This window comes from Komagataeibacter oboediens (assembly GCF_003207815.1).
Classification (GTDB): Bacteria; Pseudomonadota; Alphaproteobacteria; order Acetobacterales; family Acetobacteraceae; genus Komagataeibacter; species Komagataeibacter oboediens.
Window position 1 is genome coordinate 19,036 of sequence record NZ_NKTX01000021.1, and the last position, 19,983, is coordinate 39,018.

Consider the following 19,983-nt stretch of genomic DNA (forward strand, 5'->3'; position numbering starts at 1 on the left):
ACCGCGACCGTGGCCATCCCGCCCGGCACGGCCCCGTGGCTGTGACGGGACGGTAAAATGCGATAAGACATGGCCCTGACCATGCCCCGCCCCTTCGCAAGCGGGGGATATGGTGTCACTTTGTGCGTGCGTCCTGATCCCAAGTGTCCGAGTGCCATACCATCATGCCCGCCCCGACCCAGCCCGTATCCCCCGGTCCATGGCGGCAGGCCGCAGGCAAGCTTGCACGCACGCCATCGGCCATGGTGGCGCTGGGCGTGCTTGTGGCCGTGATGGTGGCGTGCCTGCTGGCGCCGGTCTATGCCCATGACGTAGCGCGGACCAATCCGTTCCAGTCCACCGTTGCGGGCACCATCATGCTGGACGGGCGGGAGGTGGATATCATGCAGCCCGATGATAACCCGCTGCACCTTGGCCTCAGCCCCATCGGGCCGACATGGTGCGCCACCTACCTGCTGGGTGCGGACAGCCAGGGGCGCGACGTGATGGCACGACTGCTGTATGGTGGCCGCAATTCGCTGGTGATTTCAGCGGCGGCGGCGGTACTGTGCCTTCTGCTGGCGGCAACGGTAGGGGTTGTTGCTGGTTTTTTCGGCGGGATTGTCGATACTGTCCTGTCGCGGCTCATGGACATCATGTGGGCGGTGCCGGTCTATCTGTTCGCCATATCGCTGTCCATTGTCATGGTCAGCCAGCAGATGCGCCTTGGCCCGTTCGTGCTGCGGGCGGACAGCCTGCTTGTTCCCGTCCTGATCATCGCGCTGGTTTACGTGCCTTATGCCGCGCGCCCGATACGCGGGCGGGTCATGGCGTTGCGCCAGGCGGAATTCGTCACCGCCGCACGCTGTCTGGGCGTGCCGGGGTGGCGGATCATGCTGCATGACATCGTGCCCAATGTCATGACCACGCTGGTGACACTTGGCCCGCTGCTGATGGCGCTGGCGCTACTGGCGGAAAGTGCGCTGTCCTTCCTCTCGCTGGGGGTGCAGGCGCCACAGCCTTCGTGGGGGACCATCATCCAGGATGGCGAGGGCCTGATCTATACCCGCCCCATGGTGGCCGTAGCGCCGGGGCTTGCAATCGTGACAGTGGTTCTTGCGCTCAACATTCTGGGCGACGGGCTGCGCGACGCGCTGGATGTGCGTGACGGGGGGCGGCGGTCATGACCGCCGTGCTGCGCCGCGCGGGCCAGACGCTGCTTGTGCTGCTGGGCGTGTCGGTGCTGGTGTTTGGCGTGTTTTTCGCCACGCCCGGCGCGGACCCGACCGCGCGCATTGCCGGGCGGAACGCATCACCACAGATCATGGAAAAAATACGCCACGAATACGGCTTCGACCGACCACTGCCGGTGCAGTACGCAATCATGATGAAGAAACTGTTCATCACCCGCGACCTTGCATCCTATGCCGACCGGGGCGAACTGGTGGTGCCCGAAATCCTGCAGGCCGCCCCCGTTACGGCATGTCTTGTCTGCGGGGCGGCGTTCATCTGGGTTACGGTGTCCATCGCCATGGGCACGATGGCCGCCGCCATGAAAGGAACATGGGTGGACCGGGGACTGATGATGCTGGGGCTGGTGGGGATTTCCATTCCCGTGTTCTGGCTGGGGGAAGTCGCCAACCTTGTAACCCAGAGCCGCTATCACGACACATGGCTGTTTTCGTGGGTGCCGGGGTTGGGTTACGTGCCATTCAGCCAGAGCCCGTCGGGGTGGTTCAGGGGACTGGTCATTCCGTGGATCGTGCTGGCGGTCATGTTCATCGGCATCTACAGCCGCGTGCTGCGCACGGACCTTGTCGCACTGGCGGGCGAGGATTTCATGCGCACGGCGCGCGCCAAGGGGCTGTCGCCCGTGCGCATCCTGCTGTGGCATGGGCTACGCACGTCCATGGTCACCTTTGTCTCCCTGTTCGGGATGGATTTCGCGCAGCTTGTGGGCGGTGGCGCGCTGCTGACGGAGGTGGTATTCGGCCTGCCCGGTGTCGGGCGGCTGACCTATCGCGCGCTGACCACGCTGGACCTGCCCGTCATCATGGCCACCGTCATGTATTCCGCCGTGTTCGTGGTGCTGGCCAATGCGGCGGTTGACGTGATCTACCTGTTCCTTGACCCAAGGGTGCGTGATGCCCGCTGACAGGTCCGCCCCGCTGCTGGACGTACGCGACCTGTGCATCGGTTTCCCCGCGCGGGGGGGCATGGTGCCGATCGTGGATCATGTGTCCTTCACCATGCCCGAGGCCGGGATACTGGGGTTGGTGGGGGAATCCGGATCCGGAAAGTCCGTTACCGCAATGGCGATCATGGGGCTGATCGACGCGCCGGGGGTGCGGGTCAGCGGGTCGGTGCGTTTTCGCGGGCGCGAACTGATCGGCCTGCCCCCACGGCAGATGCGCCGCCTGCGCGGGCGTGACATCGCCATGATCTTTCAGGACCCGATGACAGCCTTTACCCCCGTCTACACCATCGGCTGGCAGATCGATGAACAGATCCGCGCCCATGAACGCGTGACCCGCGCGCAGGCCCGTGCGCGCACCGTGCGGATACTGGGGGAAATGGGCGTGCCCGACCCCGAACGCGTGGCGCGGCGCTATCCCCACCAGCTGTCGGGCGGGCTGCGCCAGCGCGCGATGATCGCCATGGCGCTGTCATGCAACCCCACCCTGCTGATTGCCGATGAACCGACAACGGCGCTGGATGTTACGGTGCAGGCACAGATCCTTGACCTGATCCGCTCACTACGTGGCATGCATGGGTCGTCCGTACTGCTGATCACGCATGATATGGGCGTCGTGGCCCAGACCTGCGACAGCACGCTGGTACTGTATTCCGGCCGGGTGGCGGAAACGGGACCAACGGCGCGCGTGTTTGACCGGCCCGGCCACCCCTATACCGCGGCCCTGCTGGATTCCATCCCGCCGCTTTATGGCCCCCGGCCCGACCGGCTGCCCGCCATTTCCGGCACGCCCCCCACGCCCATGGACCGTCCCGCCGGCTGCGCCTTCGGCCCGCGCTGTGCCCATGTCCACGCAGCCTGCACCACGACCCCGCCCGCGCTGGTCCCGCTTGGTCCCGACCATGCCGCGGCCTGCGTGCTGCCAGCCGAGGGAACGCCCCTGCCGCCGCGCATTCTCCGCGCCAGCAACGACACATGCCCATGACCGCAACACCACCTGCCCCCACAGCACTGCTGGCGGTACGCAACCTGTCCAAGACCTACCACGTGGGACATGGGCAGCACCTGACGGCAGTGGATGGTATATCCCTGTCGGTCATGCCGGGCGAAATGCTGGGACTGGTGGGAGAATCCGGCTGCGGCAAGTCAACGCTGGGCCGGTGCATGCTGCGGCTGACGGACATATCGGCAGGACAGGTCATGTTTGAAGGGCGCGACATCACCACCCTTCCCGAACGCCACCTGCGCCCGCTACGCCCGCGCATGCAGATGGTGTTTCAGGATTCCAGCGCCTGTCTCAACCCGCGCCGGCGTGTCAGGGATCTTCTGGCCGAACCCCTGCGGGTCCATCCCGGCCCGGACGGACGCAGGCGCCCGGGTGCGGACATTGACCGGCGCGTGCACGACCTTATGGATCTGGTCGGCCTGTCCGCCACCGCGCTGGCGCGGTATCCACATGAATTTTCGGGCGGCCAGCGCCAGCGCATCAACATCGCCCGCGCGCTTGCCCTGTCACCCCGGCTGATTGTGGCGGATGAACCGGTTTCCGCGCTGGATGTGTCGGTGCAGGCGCAGATCGTCAACCTGTTTGCCGACCTGCAGGCGCGACTTGGGCTGACCTATGTCTTCGTAGCGCATGACCTGGCCGTGGTCCGTCAGGTCTCCAACCGCGTGGCCGTCATGTATCTGGGCACGATCGTCGAAATCGGGCCTACGGACAGCGTGCTGCATCATCCCGTCCATCCCTATACCGCCGCCCTGACCGCCGCCGTGCCCCGACCCGTAGTGGGCGCACGCCCTCCACCGCCGCTGGGTGGTGACATACCCAGTCCCGTCAACCGCCCCGCCGGGTGCCGTTTCCACACACGCTGCCCGTATGCGCAGGACCGCTGCCGGGTGGATGAACCTGTCCTGCGCCCCATCCGGCCAGGCCATGAAGCCGCCTGTCATTTTCCCCTTGCCCCGTCGTGACAGGGCGTTGAGAAAATATTTGGAAACAACCCGCTGGAAAATAAAAGTTTCCGGATATCACCGTTTCCAGATCAGGCCGGATTTCCGGACGGGCGTCTGAAATACGCCATCGTCCTGTCAAATCCCCGCCAGTTAACCGCAACCACAGGGCACATCCCCGGTCGTGACATGGCATGCGGATGTAGGATGTGCCATCGTGCCGGGGCCATGATCTGTACCGGGAAAAAAGTTTTCATGCCCAGCACCACCAGCCTGCCTGACCTGTTCCTTGCCATCCGGCGTGGCCAGCTTTCCCCTCCCGCGGCCGTGGATCAGGCGCTGGTGCCAGCCACGGAAGCAGCGGCATATGCAGTGCAGGATGCGGTCGCGCGCCATCTGGGACCGATCGAAGGCTGGAAGGTCGGCGCATCCGGCCCGGATGCCGAACCCGCCTGCGCACCCATTCATGCCGCGACCATCTTCAGGGATGGCGGGACCGTACCGGCAGGCACATGCCGTCATCTGGGGGTCGAGGCGGAGATTGGCTACCGTTTCGCCCGTGCCCTGCCCCCACGGGCCACGCCGTGGACACGTGCAGACGTGCTGGGTGCCATTGGCACCGCGCATCCGGTAATCGAAATTCTTGATACCCGTTTCGATCAGCCCGGATCACAGCACAGGCTGCTGCATGCCGCGGACCACCAGAGCCACGGCGCACTGATCGTAGGCCCTGGCACCACCGCATGGCGCACGCTGGACCCGGTCCACGAACCCGTGGTGCTGCGCATTGATGGCAGGGTCGTAAAAGAGCGGCAATTCAGCGGGCGACCCGCTACGCATGCTGGTCTGGCTGGCCAACCATGCATCCCGCCGGGGGATCGGCATCGGTACAGGCTGCCTGGTCACCACCGGGTCCACCACCGGCACCATATTCGTGCCGCATGGCACGGATGTCACCGCCAGCTTTCCCGCAGTGGGGCAGGTCAGCACCCATCTTGCCTGAACACGCGCCCTTTATATGAAAGGTCTGTCATGAAGCCTGCCATCCTGCTGCTTGAACCCATGATGCCTGAAATCGAGAAACAGCTTGATGCTGCCTATACCGTCTACCGTGCCGCCACACCCGAACAGCTGGAAAAAATTGCCGGATCAATCCGCGGCATTGCCACCGGCGGCGGCACGGGCGTGCCGCGCGCGGTCATGGACAGCCTGCCGCACCTTGAAATCATTGCCATAAACGGGATCGGCACAGATGCGGTCGACCTGAATGAGGTCAGACGTCGCGGCATTCATGTCACCACTACACCGGGCGTACTGACCGATGACGTGGCGGACATGGCCATGGGCCTGCTGCTGTCGCTGCTGCGCGGCCTGCCGGCAGCGGACCGTTACGTGCGTGACGGCGCATGGGGCAGCACCCCCCCGCCACCGCTGGGCCACAGGGTATCGGGGCGCAGGCTGGGCATACTGGGCATGGGCCATGTGGGACAGGCGGTGGCCACGCGTGCACGCGCATTTGGCATGCCGGTGTCCTACACCGACCGACGTGACAAGGCCCTGCCCGGTTATGCATTCGTGCCGGACCTGCCAACACTTGCACACCACAGCGACGTGCTGGTGGTGGCAGCGTCCGGCGGTGCGGAATCGCGGCATCTGGTCAACCGGCAGGTGCTGGATGCGCTGGGGCCGGATGGTGTCCTGATCAACGTGGCGCGGGGTTCGGTGGTGGACGAAGCAGCCCTTGTCGCAGCCCTGGCCGACGGCACGCTGGGCGGCGCGGGCCTTGATGTGTTCGAACATGAACCCGATGTGCCCGACGGCCTGCGAACCTCGCCACACACGGTCCTGCAACCCCACCGCGCCAGCGCCACGGTGGAAACCCGGCTGGCGATGGGCAATCTGGTCGTAGGCAACCTGGCCGCCCATTTCGCGGGCCAGCCGCTGCTCACCCCGGTGGTCTGAACGGTCAGGTAGGGAATCAGGGCTTCCGGGTATCGTCTTTTTCCACAACGGCGATGTCTGCGGGATCTTTGGAAATAGGGTTCGCCGGAAGCGTTCTTGAAACCGGCGGATCATTGTGCCGTGCATCTCACGAACCGGTGGGGGACCCGGCTGCCAGAACGGTCCGCATGCCGGCGGTCAGTTCCAGGGCATGACACCGTAGCCCATGGTCATGAATGGGCAGTGCAACCAGCAGTTCATCGGGTTCATGGCGGGCGATGAAATCACGCAGGCGGGGCATGATGGACCGGGCCGAACCTGCAAACGTGCAGGACAGGGTATGGTCCACCATTGCCTGTTCCGCAGGCGACCACAGGCCGGACGTATCCGCCACCGGCGGCGGGAAGGCAATGGGACGTCCGCGCCGCAGGGCGATGAAATACTGTTGCAGGGACGTTGCAAGCAGCGCGCCCTGCGCGTCATCATCCGCCGCGATGATATTGACGCTCAGCATCACATGGGGCGCCGGACATCGGGCCGAGGGTTCGAAGCGTGCGCGGTACAGGCTGACCGCCTCCGCCATCTGGCCCGGCGCGAAATGGGATGCAAAGGCATAGGGCAGGCCAAGCCGCGCGGCCAGAACCGCCGAAAACAGGGATGACCCCAGCAGCCACACCGGCACCCGCAGGCCCATGCCGGGTATGGCATGGATCAGGTGGGTGTCTTCAGGGGCCGCCGGTTCAAAATACTGCAGCAGTTCAACCACGTCGGATGCAAAGCGTTCGGGCGCGTGCGGATCGCGGCGCAGGGCGCGGGCCGTGCGCTGGTCCGCCCCCGGCGCGCGGCCAAGCCCGAGGTCGATCCGTCCGGGAAACAGGGTTTCCAGCGTGCCAAACTGTTCGGCAATAACCAGTGGGGAATGGTTGGGCAGCATGACGCCCCCTGCCCCCACGCGGATATGGTGCGTCGCGGCCGCCACCTGCCCGATCAGGATTCCCGTCGCGGCCGACGCAATACCCGGCATGGCATGGTGTTCAGCCAGCCAGTACCGCACAAACCCCAGACCATCGGCCCGTTGCGCCAGATCCAGCGTATTGCGAAAGGCATCGCCCACGCTGCCGCCGCGCGTGATCAGGGAAAGGTCAAGGACGGAAAACGGGATCACACCAGCACCTCGGCACACATGAAACACGGAAGGTCAGGTAGATATGGAAACGGATCCGCATGAAATCCAGCACGGGGCATACAGAAGTTTCTGGTGAAGCTTTTTTCCAAAAGCATCTGGAAACACTGTTATTTCAGAAAAAATACACCTGAACCGCCGGTTATTTTCCATCCGCCGGGTTATCGTGAAATACTTTCGGCAAAAACAGTCCGGCAGAACGGGGCCGAATACAGGAACCATCCCCCTGATGGGTCGTTGGGTCAGCAGGCATTCTGTGGAGTATATCCCATGCTGACCCTTCTTATCATTGCCCTTATCATCTTCGCCATTGGCGGGGGTGGCTATGGTTACCGCTCCGGCTGGTACGGCGGCCCGAGGGGAACCGGTTTCAACGGCCTCGGGCTGCTGCCGATCATCCTGCTGGTCATCGCGCTTTTTTTGTTGCTGCATACGCCTGGTAGCGCGCCGCCGCCATGATGGTGGCGCGTCAGGGGGTCATGGGCGGCCGTCGCGCGGGGGCCGTCCCGCCCACAGGGCGGCCAGGGCCGAACCCGATATGTTATGCCATACGGAAAACACCGCCCCCGGCAGGGCCGCCAGCGGGGAGAAATACAGACGCCCCAATGTCGCCGCCAGACCTGAATTCTGCATGCCGACCTCCAGCGCCAGCGTGCGGCACACGGCCTCGTCAAACCCCAGCAGTCGCCCGCCCCAGTACCCACCCAGCAGCCCGATCGCGTTATGCAGCACCACGCCCACCAGCACCAGCGGCCCCACCGTCGCAAGTGACGGACGTACGCCGGCTACGATGCTGCCGATGATCGTCATGATCGACACCATGGCCACCAGCGGCAGCACCGGTTCAATCCGCCGGACCAGTCGGGCACACATGGTATTGACAATCACCCCGCCCATGACCGGCAGGGCAACAATTTCAATAATGCTGCGAAACAGCCCCCAACTGTCGACACTGACGCCGGACGAGACGTAAAACCGCGTCAGCACCGGCGTTGCGATAATACCGACAAGCGTGGACAGCGTGCTGATGCTGACCGACAGTGCTACGTCACCACGTGACAGGTAGATCATGACATTGGACGCCGTGCCGCTGGACACACAGCCCACCAGTATCATGCCGGTGGCGATCATGGGCGGCATGCCCAGTACATGCGCGATCCCCCACGCCGCCAGTGGCATGACGAGGTAATGCAGCACGACCCCCGCCACCACCGGCATCGGCCTGCGCGCGATACGCATGAAGTCCCCTGCCGTCAGCGTCACCCCCATGGTGAACATGATGAAGGCGAGCAGTGGCGTGATGGCGGGCGTCAGCACCAGAAACGGCGCGGGATACGCAATGGCTGCAACCGAAACAAGCACCGCCCATAGCGGGAACAGCCGCGTCAGGACCGACATGTCATTTTCCGTGCGTCCATCATTTCCTCACCTGCGCCGTGCTGCCCGGCCATGCGGTATGGCCGGACCTGCGTCATGATTATGTGGGGCATCTCCATACGCATGGGCGCGTGATATGGCCAGAGCGTACACGCGCGTACGGGCCGGGTTTTATGTCGTCCCGGCAAACCGTAACGCAACCGCATCCGCGCCATACTGTTGTCATACAGAAGACGGGACGCAGGCCATACCCGGTCGTACCTGCGCCCTGATGCATGGAGGCCCGCGTGCCCGATACCGTTTACCGCAACGCGCTTTTCTTTGATGGGACCGGTGGCTGTCCCGTCATTTCAGACATTGCCGTATCCCATGGCCGCATCGCGGCGATCTCACCCGACCTGCAATGGGATGAAAACGCCATACAGGTGGACTGCACCGGACTATGGTTGATGCCGGGGCTGCTGGATATCCACACACACCTTGACCTTGAACTGGAACTGGCCCCCCAACTGCCTGAGGTCGTGCGGCACGGGACCACAACGGTCGTCATTGGCAACTGTTCCATCGGCGTGACCTATGGGCACCTGCGCAATGGGGGGGAAGACCCCATAGTAGACTGTTTCGCCCGGGTGGAAAACATGCCCAAATCCGTGTTGGCCCGGGTGGCGGATGCCTGCACATGGACGGATTCACAGGGGTATCTCAATCACCTGTCCCGCCTGCCGCTGGGTGCCAATGTCGTGCCGCTCATTCCCCATTCCATGCTGCGCATTGCGGTAATGGGGCTGCGGCGGTCCATTGAACGCCGGCCCAGCCGCCGCGAACGCGCGAAGATGGCGCAGTTGCTTGAGGCTGGCATGACGCAGGGCTATGCCGGGTTTTCCACCGATGCGCTGCCCTTTCATTTCCTGGCCAATGCCCCGCACAAAAAACGCCGGATCCCCACGCAGTACGCCAGTTTTCGCGAACTGTCGCGCCTGACCCGCATCGTGCGCCGCTACGGGCGCGTATGGCAGGCGACACCACCCAAGGATCATATCTTCAGGGCAGTGCGCACCTTCCTGCTCAGCAGTGGGCGCCTGTATGGCCGGCCGCTGCGGACCACGGTGCTGGCAGCGATCGATCTGCGCACCAACCGCGCGGCGGTCACGATGTGCCTCATGCTGTCGGCCATCCTCAATTCAAAGCTGCTGCGCGGCATCTTCCGTTTTCAGGTGCTGCCAGGTCCGTTCCGGATATGGAGCGACGGGGCGATCAACCCCATTGCGGATGAAATTCCCGAACTGCGCGCCCTGAATGAACTGGAACTTGATGACCGGGCGGGACGCCTGCGTATTCTGGACAGCCCGCAATGGATCGCGGCCTTTCGCGCGATGTGGATGAAGGGCAAGGCGGGATGGTCCATCGCACGGCTGCGACGGCTGCTGCGGCTGGAGGACACCGTGCTGACGCGCCGACTGTCGGACATGCGGGTGGCCGAATGCCCCCTGCCCCACTGGAAAGGCGAGACGCTGCAGCAGCCCTATCACCGCCTGCGCCGGTGGCAGGCAGGCCGGGGCCGCCATGGCGCCGCCAACCCGGCGGAAGCCGCGTTCTTCGCGACCTTTCCCAACCCCATCGAGGATGACGCCGCCTTTTTCATACACCTGCTGCGGCAGTGGGATACGGACCTGCGGTGGGAAACGGTCATTGCCAACAACGACCCGGTCACCCTGAAAAAACTGCTGTTCAGTCGCCACACGCTACCGGGATTCAATGACAGTGGGGCGCATCTGGCCAATATCGGCTTTTATGACGGCAACCTGCGCACCCTGAAGATCGCCCAGCCTGACGGGCCGCAGCAGGTGGCCATTGCCGTCCATCGGCTGACCGGGCTGCCCGCGGCCTTTTTCAACCTTGATACCGGTGTGCTGAAAATCGGGGCACAGGCAGACCTGTGCGTCATCGACCCCGGTGCCCTGCGCCGGTGGGATCCGGAAAAAACCTATGAGTTCGTGTATCGCAGCGCATTCGGCTGCCGTCAGGTCATCAACCGGCCGCCCGGCGTCGTGCGCCATGTCATGATCGCAGGCCGGACCGCGTGGACCGATGGCGGCTATACCCATGATTTTGGACAGGTTCCCTTTGGCCGGGTTATGCGCACGAAGGACCATGCCCGGTGAACGCCACGCCCTGTTCCCTGATGGGCAACGCGCCGCTGCACAGATTTGATGGCTTCTTCCCCCCCCTTTCCATGCTATGGGCTGTAAACCCACCCCATGACGTTGCGTGGAGAGCACTGCCCCTTGTCATGCCGATTGCAAGCCGGAACCGCACTGTGCACCGTTGTGATGATGGGCGCAGCCGCGGCCGATGCCCAGAGCGTTCCCACCATTGACCTGCACGGCATAACCATAAAACCCTACGCCACGGACCAGCTTGATGTCGGCGGGTTTCCCGGCGCGTCGCCTGCCCGTCCGGGCACGGGGGCACGTGGCGCGCGCCTGCGCAATGGCGTGCGGCTGAATATCCATAAACAGGTCGAAATCGGGGCGATATGGGATTTCGGGCCTGCGCCCGGCGGACCGATGCGCCTGTTTGAAGGTCAGGTTTCCTATATCGGGCTGCGGCATTTCGTGTTTACGGCGGGTATTTTCAAACCCAGCTTCGGCCTTGAATCCATGCAGGCGCAGGGCGATACCGTCTTTATTGAACGTTCCAGCATCTCCACCCTGACCCGCAATCTGGCTACGGGCATCGAACGGCAGGCGGTGCAGGCGGAAACGTATGGGAGACGATATCATTTTGCCCTGTCCGCCACGGCTGGCACCGCAGGCCCGGGCGAAAACGGCAACCAGCGCGCCATGGCATTCCGACTGGTCGGCCTGCCGGTACGCACGCGCTCACTGCTGTTCCATCTGGGGTTTTCGGGGGAATGGATATTCCGCCCGGCCTCCGCGGGGAATGCGGCCCCCATGCTGTCGCTGTCCGACAACCCGGAAATCAATCCCGGAACGGTTTCAAAATACCTCAATACAGGAAAAATCCAGTCCGACAGCGCGGGCGCTTTCGGGGTGGAGGCCGCCGTATCATGGCAGAAACTGCTGTTTCAGGGTGAAGCCTATGACATCGTGCTGAACAGCCACGTCAACAGCAGCAGCAGCCAGCAACTGCGCTTCCACGGGTGGTACGGGCAGCTTGGCTACACCATCAATGGAAAGGGACGGGAGTGGAAGGGACGCACGGCGGCGTTTTCCTCACCATCATGCGACAGAAAGCAGAGCATGCCATGCAACGGCTATGGCGTGCTGGAGGTCGCGGCCCGCTATTCCCAGGCGGACCTTGATGCCGGCCCCATACACGGCGGTGACCAGCAGACCGGGTCACTGGCCATAAACTGGTGGCCCACGGGGATCATCCGCACGACCCTACAGTATGAATACGGGCAGATTACGGGCGGTGACATGCCTGAACATTTTCATGCGGTCATGTCGATGTTCCAGATAAAATTCTGACGTTCCCCATCCACATGTAGCCGCGCCCCAGTAGCCGACATGCGGCCCCTGCCCCGTAACGGATGCGCATATGGGGCGTTGATCCCGATATGAAGGGATCATGATGACCACAACAGGAAGGTGACCGGCATGGAACAGCACCCAAGCCCCAGCAACGAAACGGCACGGCCCCGCCAGCCCGTCCTGTTCCTGCCACATGGCGGGGGGCCGTGCTTCTTCATGGACTGGCCCGATACGTGGGACCGTATGGCGGCCTACCTGCGTGGGGTGGCAGCAGGCCTGCCGCAACGTCCGGACGGAATCGTGGTCGTGTCCAGCCACTGGGAAACGGGGATGCCCACGGTGACATCCGGCATGAATCCCGCGCTGATATATGACTATTCCGGCTTTCCACCGCATACGTACCAGCTCCGGTACCCCGCACCGGGTTCGCCAGAACTCGCGGCCCGTGCGTGCGCCCTGCTGGACAGGGCGGGCATTGCCTGCGCGCAGGACCCCGAACGCGGGTTTGACCATGGCGTGTTCATCCCGTTCTTGCTGGCGTTTCCGCAGGCGGACATCCCGATTGTGGAACTGTCGCTGCAACGCGACCTGAACGCCGCACTGGAAATACGGATCGGGGCGACGCTGCGTCCCCTGCGCGACCAGAACATCCTGATCGTAGGTACGGGCATGACATATCATAACCTGCATCATTTCATGGGCCAGAACCCTCAGTCCAACGTCGTGTCACGGGAATTCGACACATGGCTGGCCCATGCAGTGGAAGCCCCACCGGACGTACGGACCGAAGCGCTGACACAGTGGATGCACGCACCGGGTGCGCGGATCTGCCACCCCCGGCCCGAGCACCTGCTGCCACTCATGTTCGCGGCAGGGGCCGCCGGGACGGACCGGGGCGTGCGCGATTACAGCGATACCGTGATGGGCAAGGCGCTGTCGGGTTTCCGGTTTGGCTGAAGGGGGCGGATGTCCCGTCCATGGAGTGGTTTCATAACACGCTACATGACCAGCATGACCGCAGCCTTCATGCTGCTGGCGGCCCCTGCTGCTGCCGCGCCACCTGTGGGGAAGCTACAGGCCGGATGCCAACGGGTTGATCCAGCCCATACCCAGATCATCTTTTTCCTGCTGCACATGGAGTTCACGCATTATTCGGGCATGTTTTCAGGCATGATTTTTCAGGTGTAAGCGGTACATTGCAGCTTGATCCGGCGCATCCACCCGCTGAGCGACTGACGGTCAGCGTGCCAATCGGCAGCCTTCAGGCCACCCGCAACAGGCTGACCGGGGAACTGAAGGATGCGGACTGGTCTGACACGGACCGTTACCCGGATGCGACCTTGACCGCCACATCGGTCGTGCCCGCTGGCACGGATGGCACAGATATTTCGGGCAATCTTACACTGCATGGCGTGACCAGCCCGATGGTCCTGCAGGCCCGTTATATCGGCGCGGGCGTCAACCCACTGAACAGGGCCAATACCGTGAAGTTCGAGGCGACGGCCACACTCCGCCGCAGTGAATTCGGGATCACGGCCTATATGCCAATGCCGGGCGATACCGTCACGCTGATCATTGCCGGTGCGTTTGCAAAACACAACTGACCTGTCGTGATCCGTCCCATGGATCGCCGGGCGCACGCAAACGGCATCCTGCAGCTCGCGGGCCACGCACCATTACTGATCCGCCCATTCCCGGCGATTGTCCCGACAACGCCATGATATGCCCGGAAATGGCCAGACGGTTGCCAGAAGCCGGGCGCCATGGCCGGTGGCGGCTGTTTCATGCTGGCGCGGGTCGGGAGAATGGCCGGGATCGCAGTTTTCCGGCGTATATATGGCCGACTGATCTCACAACGTGTGGATGGCTTGACCGTATCGTGATGTCCACCTAACAAAACAGTACCAAACCGTTCCATATGATGGTGGCGCATGCCTGATATACACCAGACCAATCCTTCTTCCTCAGGCCAGCGCGCACCAGACAGTGCGACAACGGACACCCCACCGGAAAAACCGGCGGACCCGCGCAGGACCGCAATGCGCCGGCTGGTGCTGGCAGGCATCGCGGGTCTTGCCCTGATCGCGTTCGTGGTGTGGCTGGTCCACTGGTGGACACATGGGCGGTTCATCCAGTCCACGAACGATGCCTACCTGCAGGCCGATCAGGTCACGGTGTCCACCCGCGTGGCCGGATTTGTCGATCAGGTTCTGGTGGCGGAAAACCAAGCGGTGACAAAGGGACAGGTACTGGTGCGCATGGACGAACGCGACCCGCGCGCGCGCTTTGAACAGGCCCGCGCGCTGGCGGATCAGGGTAATGCCGCGATCATCCAGACCAAGGCCCAGATCGACGCGCAGGATGCCGAAATCGCACAGGCGCAGGCCCGGCGCGATGCAGCACAGGCACAGGTCGATTTTGCCGACCGGCAGGTTGCCCGCTATCGCGCGCTGGCCGCCACGGGGGCGGAAACGAACGAACATTACGACCAGTTGCGCAACAGCAGCGCGCAGGCCCATGCCCAGCTGGCGCAGGCCACCGCCGCCCTGAAATCCGCGCAGCTTCAGATCGCCACCTTCCGCGCCGAGATCCTGCAGGCGCAGGCCCGCATTGAACAGGCCATAGCCCAGCAGCGCTCGGCGCAGGTGGATCTGGACGCCACCACCATCCGCGCCGCCGTGGACGGGCGCGTAGGTGACCGCAGCGCCCGCGTGGGGCAGTATGCCGCCGTTGGCACGCACATGATGACCATCGTGCCGGTGCAGGACATCTACCTTGTCGCCAATTTCAAGGAAACGCAGATCCGCCGCATGCGCCCGGGCCAGCCGGTCACGGTATCGGTCGATGCGCTGGGCGGTGAGAAAATACACGGCACGGTCGAAAGCTTCGCGCCGGGCACGGGTGCGCAGTTCGCCCTGCTGCCGCCGGACAACGCAACCGGCAACTTCACCAAGGTGGTGCAGCGCGTGCCGGTGCGCATCCACATCCAGCCCGATGTGGCGCAGCGTGCGGTGCTGATCCCCGGCCTGTCGGTCACGGCGGCAGTCGACACGTTGGTAGCCGGCACCGACCCGGCCCCGGGCGGTGGCGGATCGTGAGCACGCAGCCAGCAGACGCCAGCGGTCCCACGCCCCCGCAGAAAGCGGATGCGGCGGCGTGGCTGGCGGTGGCCGCGGGCACCATCGGCGCGCTTATGGCGACGCTGGATACCTCCATCGTCAATTCGGCGCTGCCCACCATCCAGGGAGAGATCGGGGCATCAAGCAGCGAGGGCACATGGGTCACCACGGCCTACCTTGTAGCCGAAATTGTCATGATCCCGCTGGCGGGCTGGTTCGAGCGCATATTCAAGCTGCGCAATTTCCTGCTGATCGCAGCCGTGCTGTTCACCATCTTTTCCATGTGGTGCGGGCTTTCGCCCAACCTCATGCACATGATCATCGGCCGCGTGGGACAGGGTTTTACGGGCGGGGCGATGATCCCGACCGCCATGACCATCGTGGCCACGCGCCTGCCACCGGCGCAACGGCCGGTGGGTATCGCGCTGTTTGGCATGACCGCGGTCCTTGGCCCGGTGATCGGGCCGGTCATTGGCGGGTGGCTGACGGAAAACCTGAGCTGGCATTATGCCTTTTTCCTCAACCTGCCCATCAGCATCGGACTGATGGTACTGCTGTTTGTCGGCCTGCCCAAGGGCAGGATCGACTGGGGCGAATTCCGCAACACCGATTATTACGGTCTTGCCGGACTGGTGCTGGGGCTGGGTGGCCTGACCGTGGTGCTGGAGGAAGGGCAGCGCGAACGCTGGTTTGAATCCGACATGATCCGCGAACTCAGCATCATGTCCCTGCTTGGCATGATCCTGCTGGTGGTGGGGCAGTTCCGGTCGCGCCAGCCGGTCATCCATCTGAAAATCCTGCTGCAGAAAAGCTTTTTCGGGGTGTTTGTCCTCAGCCTCGGGGTGGGTGGCGCACTGTATGGCATCCTGTATCTGATCCCGCAGTTCCTTGCCGCCGTTCCCGACTACAATTCCGAACAGTCCGGCATCATCGCGGCCATAAGCGGCATTCCGACCCTGCTTATGCTGGCGGTGTTTCCCATTCTGGTGCGTAAGCTTGATATCCGGCTGGCCATCGCGTTTGGCATGTTCCTGTATGTCGTCAGCTGTTTCATGAACGCGCACCTGTCGCCCGACAGCGCGGGACCGCATTTTTTCTGGTCGCAGGTGGTGCGTGGCTTTGCGCAGTTCTTCTCGCTCCTGTTCCTCAACCAGGCGGCGACCAGTGCGGTGCCCATACAGTATGCGGAAGATGCGTCCGGCCTGTTCAACGCCGCGCGTAACCTTGGGGGATCGTTCGGGCTGGCGGCGGTGGCAACGCTGCATGACCGCAGGATGGACCTGCATACCGCCCGTATCGAGGAAACAATCACCGCCAATTCCCCGCTGGGACAGGAATTCATGCAGCATTACGGGCTGGCACGCCTGAGCGCCCTGATCACGCGGCAGGCCACGGTCATGACCTATGGCGACCTGTTCTGGATATTCGGCATCGCCCTGCTGGTGATGATGCCCCTTGTAATTCTTATCAAGCCCATGCCCAAAGACGCCGGCATGACGGTGGGATGACGCACATGATCCCTTTCCCCTCCCTTCGTCATGCACGCGCATGCCGCACCGTTACCTGTATCACCCTGGTCACACTGCTTGCGGCATGTTCCGTGGGCCCCGATTACAAGGGGCCGCCGCACGTCGCCCCCGTGGCCGAACACGCGGCCGGTTTCCATCGCGCGGACCCCACGCTGACCACGGCGCAGGCCCCCCTGTCGCACTGGTGGGAAGGACTGAACGATCCGGTGCTGACCGACCTTGTCACCACCGCGCTGCGCAACAGCCCCGACATGAAGCAGGCGGCGGCCCGGCTGCATACCGCACGCGCAACCCAGCGTGAACGCTTCGCCGGGTTCTTCCCCGGCGGCGGCATGGCCGCGTTCTGGGACCGTACGCGCCTGCCCACAGGCGACATTACTTCGGTCCTGGGGGGCAGCGGACAACCGGAAGCCATGTCACTGCCGCCTGCCATCAAGTCGGATTCCTATGGCGCGGGATTTGACGCCAGCTGGGAAATCGACCCTTTTGGCGGCAACCGGCGCGGATACGAAGGTGCCCGCGCACAAAGCGAGGCCCAGATGGCGCAGCTGGCCGATACCCGTGTCCGGCTGGCCGCAGATGTGGGACGCAATTACGTCAGCCTGCGTGATGTGCAGCGCAGGCTCCAGCTTATGCAGCGTTCCGTCGAAATCGAGCAGAACATGCTGGACCTGACCCGCCAGCGCCGGGCGCAGGGCACGGCATCGCAGGAAGACGTCGAACGCTTCGCGGGGCAGCTGTCGCAGGTCCAGGGAGCCATTGCCCCCATGAAGGCCCAGCAGGCGGGATACATGGACGCGCTGGCCACCCTGACCGGGCGTGAGCCGGGGCAGCTTGACGCGCAGTTATCCATACCTGCACCGGTTCCCCTGCCGCCTGCCGTGGTGCCCGTCGGCAATCCCGCCGACCTGCTGCGCAGACGTCCCGACATCCGCGTGGCCGAACGCGACATTGCCGCGAACAATGCCCAGATCGGGCAGGCCATCGGGCAGTATTTTCCCAAGGTCAGCCTGTTCGGTACGGTTGGCTTCACCGCCGCCAACGGGCAGCGTTTCTTCTCGGGCGACAGTTTTTCCTACATGGGCGGCCCCACGCTGGAATGGAGCATCCTGAACTTTGCCCGCACCAATTCGCGCGTGGGCGAAGCAAAGGGCGGGCGTGACGCCGCCCTTGCCCATTATCAGGGCGTCGTCCTGTCCGCGCTGCAGGATGCCGAAGGCGCGCTGTCACGCTTTGGCCACCAGCGGGAATACGTGCTGAAACTGCACGAAGCGCGCGGGGCATCCGACCGGTCATGGGCACTGGCGCAGCAGCGCCAGCATGCGGGCACCCTGTCAGTCATTGACGCGCTGGATGTGGAACGCCAGCGCATCCAGATCGAACAGCAGCAGGCACAGGCGCAGGCCAGCATGACCAATGACTATATTGCCGTGCAGAAGGCACTTGGCCTGGGGTGGGAGTCCGCTGCCCCGTCACCCGCGACAGTCCGCACGGCAGGGCGTTAAAAACTGCCCTGCCCGCCTCGTCAGTTACATTTCGCAATGAAACTTCTGCCTCCGGATGCCTGCCGGGATATTGCCACGGCCCGAATCTGAATTCATAAAAGCCGAACGGCAACGGGCGGGAGACAGGGTTTTGCATTCTCGACCAAGGGGGCGGCACGCGCGTGTCATCCTGTCAGCCCTGATTATTGCCTCATCCTCCCCCACCCTGTCCGCACGGGCGGCCGATGGCGTAACGGCCAGCGCGGCGGCGGCGCCATCCGTTGTTCATGCCGCTGCCAGCACTGCGGATACTGCGCTCATGAACGATCTGGAACGGCGGACGTTCCGATGGTTCTGGGATGCGGGCGATCCAAAGACCGGGCTGGTACCAGACCGGTACCCATCCCCCCAGACACTGAGCAGCGTGGCCTCCATCGGGTTCGGTCTGACGGCCTACGGCATCGGGGTCAGCCGGGGCTATGTCACCCGCACGCAGGCCGCGACACGGACGCTTGCCACCCTGCGCTATCTTATGGATGGTCCCCAGAACGACACGGCAGACGGGGCAATGGGGTATCAGGGGTTTTACTATCACTTCCTGAACAAGGACACGGGACTGCGATTCAGCCATGATATCGAACTGTCCAGCATCGACACGGCGCTGCTGATGCAGGGCGTGCTGTTTTCACAGTCCTTTTTCGATCGCGATACCCCGCAGGAAACCGAGATCCGCACCCTGGCGGACCAGCTGTACAAACGCGTCAACTGGCAGTGGATGACCCGCCCCGACAACCGGCTGAGCATGGGATGGAGTCCCGAACACGGCTTCATTCCCAGCTACTGGGAAGGCTACAGCGAGGGGATGATGGCCTACATCCTTGGCCTGGGGTCGCCCACCCATGCGCTTGCGCCCACGTCATGGCAGGCGTGGCTGGCCACGAACAACCAGCGCTGGGGGGATTATTACGGACAGACCTTCCTGAATTTCGCACCCCTGTTCGGCCACCAGTACACCCATGCATGGATCGATTTCCGTGGCGTGCGGGATGCATGGGCGCGTGAAAAACAGATCGACTATTTTGAAAACAGCCGCCGCGCCGTCTACGCCCAGCAGGCCTATGCCATTGCCAACCCCGGCAAATGGCATGATTACAGTGCCACGATGTGGGGCCTGACCGCATGTGACGGTCCCGGTGATGTCACACGGCAGATTGACGGGCAGTCGCGGCATTTCCTGTCCTATTCCGCCCGTGGCGCGGGCCGTGACTACACGCAGGATGATGGCACCGTAGCCCCCACCGCTGCTGCCGGGTCGATTGCATTCGCGCCGGAAATCGTGCTGCCGACGCTGCGCAACATGAAAAACAGATACGGGCAGAATATTTACGGCCAGTACGGTTTCGTCGATGCATTCAACCCCAGTTTCCGCAACGGACAGACCTTCTGGACCGACAGGGAATATCTGGGCATCGACCAGGGGCCGATCCTGCTCATGATCGAAAACTGGCGCAGCGGGCTGGTATGGGCTGTCATGAAGCGCAATCCCTATATCCGCGCGGGACTGGAACGCGCAGGGTTTGAAGGGGGATGGCTGCCTGCCGTGGCCACGGCCGCCACGCCCGACACCCGGACGTCGCAGCTTGCGCCGGCCGCCCCCACCGCCGCACCGGCACCTGATGCCGGGCGGGGACCAGCCGCCCCGGCCAACCCGTCGTAACGGGCTGAACGGA

The 19,983-nt window shown here is 63.7% G+C and carries 17 protein-coding genes and 1 pseudogene; 16 read left to right on the forward strand and 2 right to left on the reverse strand.

All coding sequences use genetic code 11. The features are described 5' to 3' along the window. Positions 1 to 164: 164 nt before the first annotated feature. The 6 genes and pseudogenes from CFR80_RS10055 (at position 165) to CFR80_RS10080 (ending at position 6,085) form a co-directional block, all read left to right on the forward strand. Positions 165 to 1,166, forward strand: a complete 1,002-nt coding sequence (locus tag CFR80_RS10055; protein ID WP_010513330.1) for an ABC transporter permease — start codon at positions 165 to 167, stop codon at positions 1,164 to 1,166. After that, a complete protein-coding gene (locus tag CFR80_RS10060) occupies positions 1,163 to 2,134 on the forward strand; it encodes an ABC transporter permease (RefSeq protein ID WP_010513331.1) in 972 nt (323 codons plus the stop codon). The genes CFR80_RS10055 and CFR80_RS10060 overlap by 4 nt, the downstream gene beginning before the upstream one ends. Continuing rightward, positions 2,124 to 3,158 (forward strand): ABC transporter ATP-binding protein, encoded by a 1,035-nt coding sequence (locus tag CFR80_RS10065; protein WP_010513332.1) that lies wholly within the window; start codon positions 2,124 to 2,126, stop codon positions 3,156 to 3,158. The genes CFR80_RS10060 and CFR80_RS10065 overlap by 11 nt, the downstream gene beginning before the upstream one ends. Further along, positions 3,155 to 4,144 carry an ABC transporter ATP-binding protein gene (locus CFR80_RS10070; RefSeq protein ID WP_029329278.1) on the forward strand — a complete coding sequence of 330 codons (990 nt, stop codon included), beginning with the start codon at positions 3,155 to 3,157 and terminating at the stop codon, positions 4,142 to 4,144. Before CFR80_RS10065 ends, CFR80_RS10070 begins: the two co-directional genes overlap by 4 nt. Before the next feature lie 186 nt (positions 4,145 to 4,330). After that, a pseudogene (locus tag CFR80_RS20140) lies at positions 4,331 to 5,126 on the forward strand (2-keto-4-pentenoate hydratase). Between the two features lie 29 nt (positions 5,127 to 5,155). Then, a complete protein-coding gene (locus CFR80_RS10080; RefSeq protein WP_029329279.1) occupies positions 5,156 to 6,085 on the forward strand; it encodes a 2-hydroxyacid dehydrogenase in 930 nt (309 codons plus the stop codon). Between the two features lie 127 nt (positions 6,086 to 6,212). Here CFR80_RS10080 and CFR80_RS10085 read toward each other — a convergent pair whose 3' ends face one another. After that, on the reverse strand, positions 6,213 to 7,229 hold the full coding sequence (locus tag CFR80_RS10085; protein WP_010513335.1) for an LLM class flavin-dependent oxidoreductase: 1,017 nt from the start codon (positions 7,227 to 7,229) through the stop codon (positions 6,213 to 6,215). 93 nt (positions 7,230 to 7,322) lie between these two features. On the opposite strand from CFR80_RS10085, the gene CFR80_RS19815 reads away from it, so the two are divergent. Further along, positions 7,323 to 7,706, forward strand: a complete 384-nt coding sequence (locus CFR80_RS19815; RefSeq protein WP_232275562.1) for a hypothetical protein — start codon at positions 7,323 to 7,325, stop codon at positions 7,704 to 7,706. A gap of 18 nt (positions 7,707 to 7,724) precedes the next feature. Here CFR80_RS19815 and panS read toward each other — a convergent pair whose 3' ends face one another. Next, positions 7,725 to 8,645 (reverse strand): ketopantoate/pantoate/pantothenate transporter PanS, encoded by a 921-nt coding sequence (gene panS, locus CFR80_RS10095; protein ID WP_010513337.1) that lies wholly within the window; start codon positions 8,643 to 8,645, stop codon positions 7,725 to 7,727. Between the two features lie 266 nt (positions 8,646 to 8,911). Between panS and CFR80_RS10100 the strand changes: the two genes are divergently transcribed. From CFR80_RS10100 to CFR80_RS10135, 9 genes are all read left to right on the forward strand, one after another. Continuing rightward, positions 8,912 to 10,786 (forward strand): N-acyl-D-amino-acid deacylase family protein, encoded by a 1,875-nt coding sequence (locus CFR80_RS10100; RefSeq protein ID WP_010513338.1) that lies wholly within the window; start codon positions 8,912 to 8,914, stop codon positions 10,784 to 10,786. 168 nt (positions 10,787 to 10,954) lie between these two features. Beyond that, a complete protein-coding gene (locus tag CFR80_RS10105) occupies positions 10,955 to 12,118 on the forward strand; it encodes an OprO/OprP family phosphate-selective porin (protein ID WP_010513340.1) in 1,164 nt (387 codons plus the stop codon). Positions 12,119 to 12,247: 129 nt separating this feature from the next. Then, complete coding sequence (locus tag CFR80_RS10110) at positions 12,248 to 13,078, forward strand: DODA-type extradiol aromatic ring-opening family dioxygenase (RefSeq protein ID WP_010513341.1); 831 nt, start codon at positions 12,248 to 12,250, stop codon at positions 13,076 to 13,078. 9 nt (positions 13,079 to 13,087) lie between these two features. Further along, positions 13,088 to 13,309, forward strand: a complete 222-nt coding sequence (locus CFR80_RS19820) for a hypothetical protein (RefSeq protein ID WP_010513342.1) — start codon at positions 13,088 to 13,090, stop codon at positions 13,307 to 13,309. 8 nt (positions 13,310 to 13,317) lie between these two features. Further along, positions 13,318 to 13,725, forward strand: a complete 408-nt coding sequence (locus CFR80_RS10115; RefSeq protein ID WP_010513343.1) for a YceI family protein — start codon at positions 13,318 to 13,320, stop codon at positions 13,723 to 13,725. A 327-nt stretch (positions 13,726 to 14,052) separates the two neighbouring features. After that, positions 14,053 to 15,219: an HlyD family secretion protein gene (locus CFR80_RS10120; protein ID WP_029329281.1), complete on the forward strand. Its 1,167-nt coding sequence runs from the start codon at positions 14,053 to 14,055 to the stop codon at positions 15,217 to 15,219. Next, on the forward strand, positions 15,216 to 16,748 hold the full coding sequence (locus tag CFR80_RS10125; RefSeq protein WP_010513345.1) for an MDR family MFS transporter: 1,533 nt from the start codon (positions 15,216 to 15,218) through the stop codon (positions 16,746 to 16,748). The genes CFR80_RS10120 and CFR80_RS10125 overlap by 4 nt, the downstream gene beginning before the upstream one ends. Before the next feature lie 5 nt (positions 16,749 to 16,753). Continuing rightward, positions 16,754 to 18,274 (forward strand): efflux transporter outer membrane subunit, encoded by a 1,521-nt coding sequence (locus tag CFR80_RS10130; protein ID WP_010513346.1) that lies wholly within the window; start codon positions 16,754 to 16,756, stop codon positions 18,272 to 18,274. Positions 18,275 to 18,404: 130 nt separating this feature from the next. After that, positions 18,405 to 19,970, forward strand: coding sequence for a glucoamylase family protein (locus CFR80_RS10135; protein WP_110507298.1), 1,566 nt, complete (start codon positions 18,405 to 18,407; stop codon positions 19,968 to 19,970). Positions 19,971 to 19,983 lie beyond the last annotated feature (13 nt).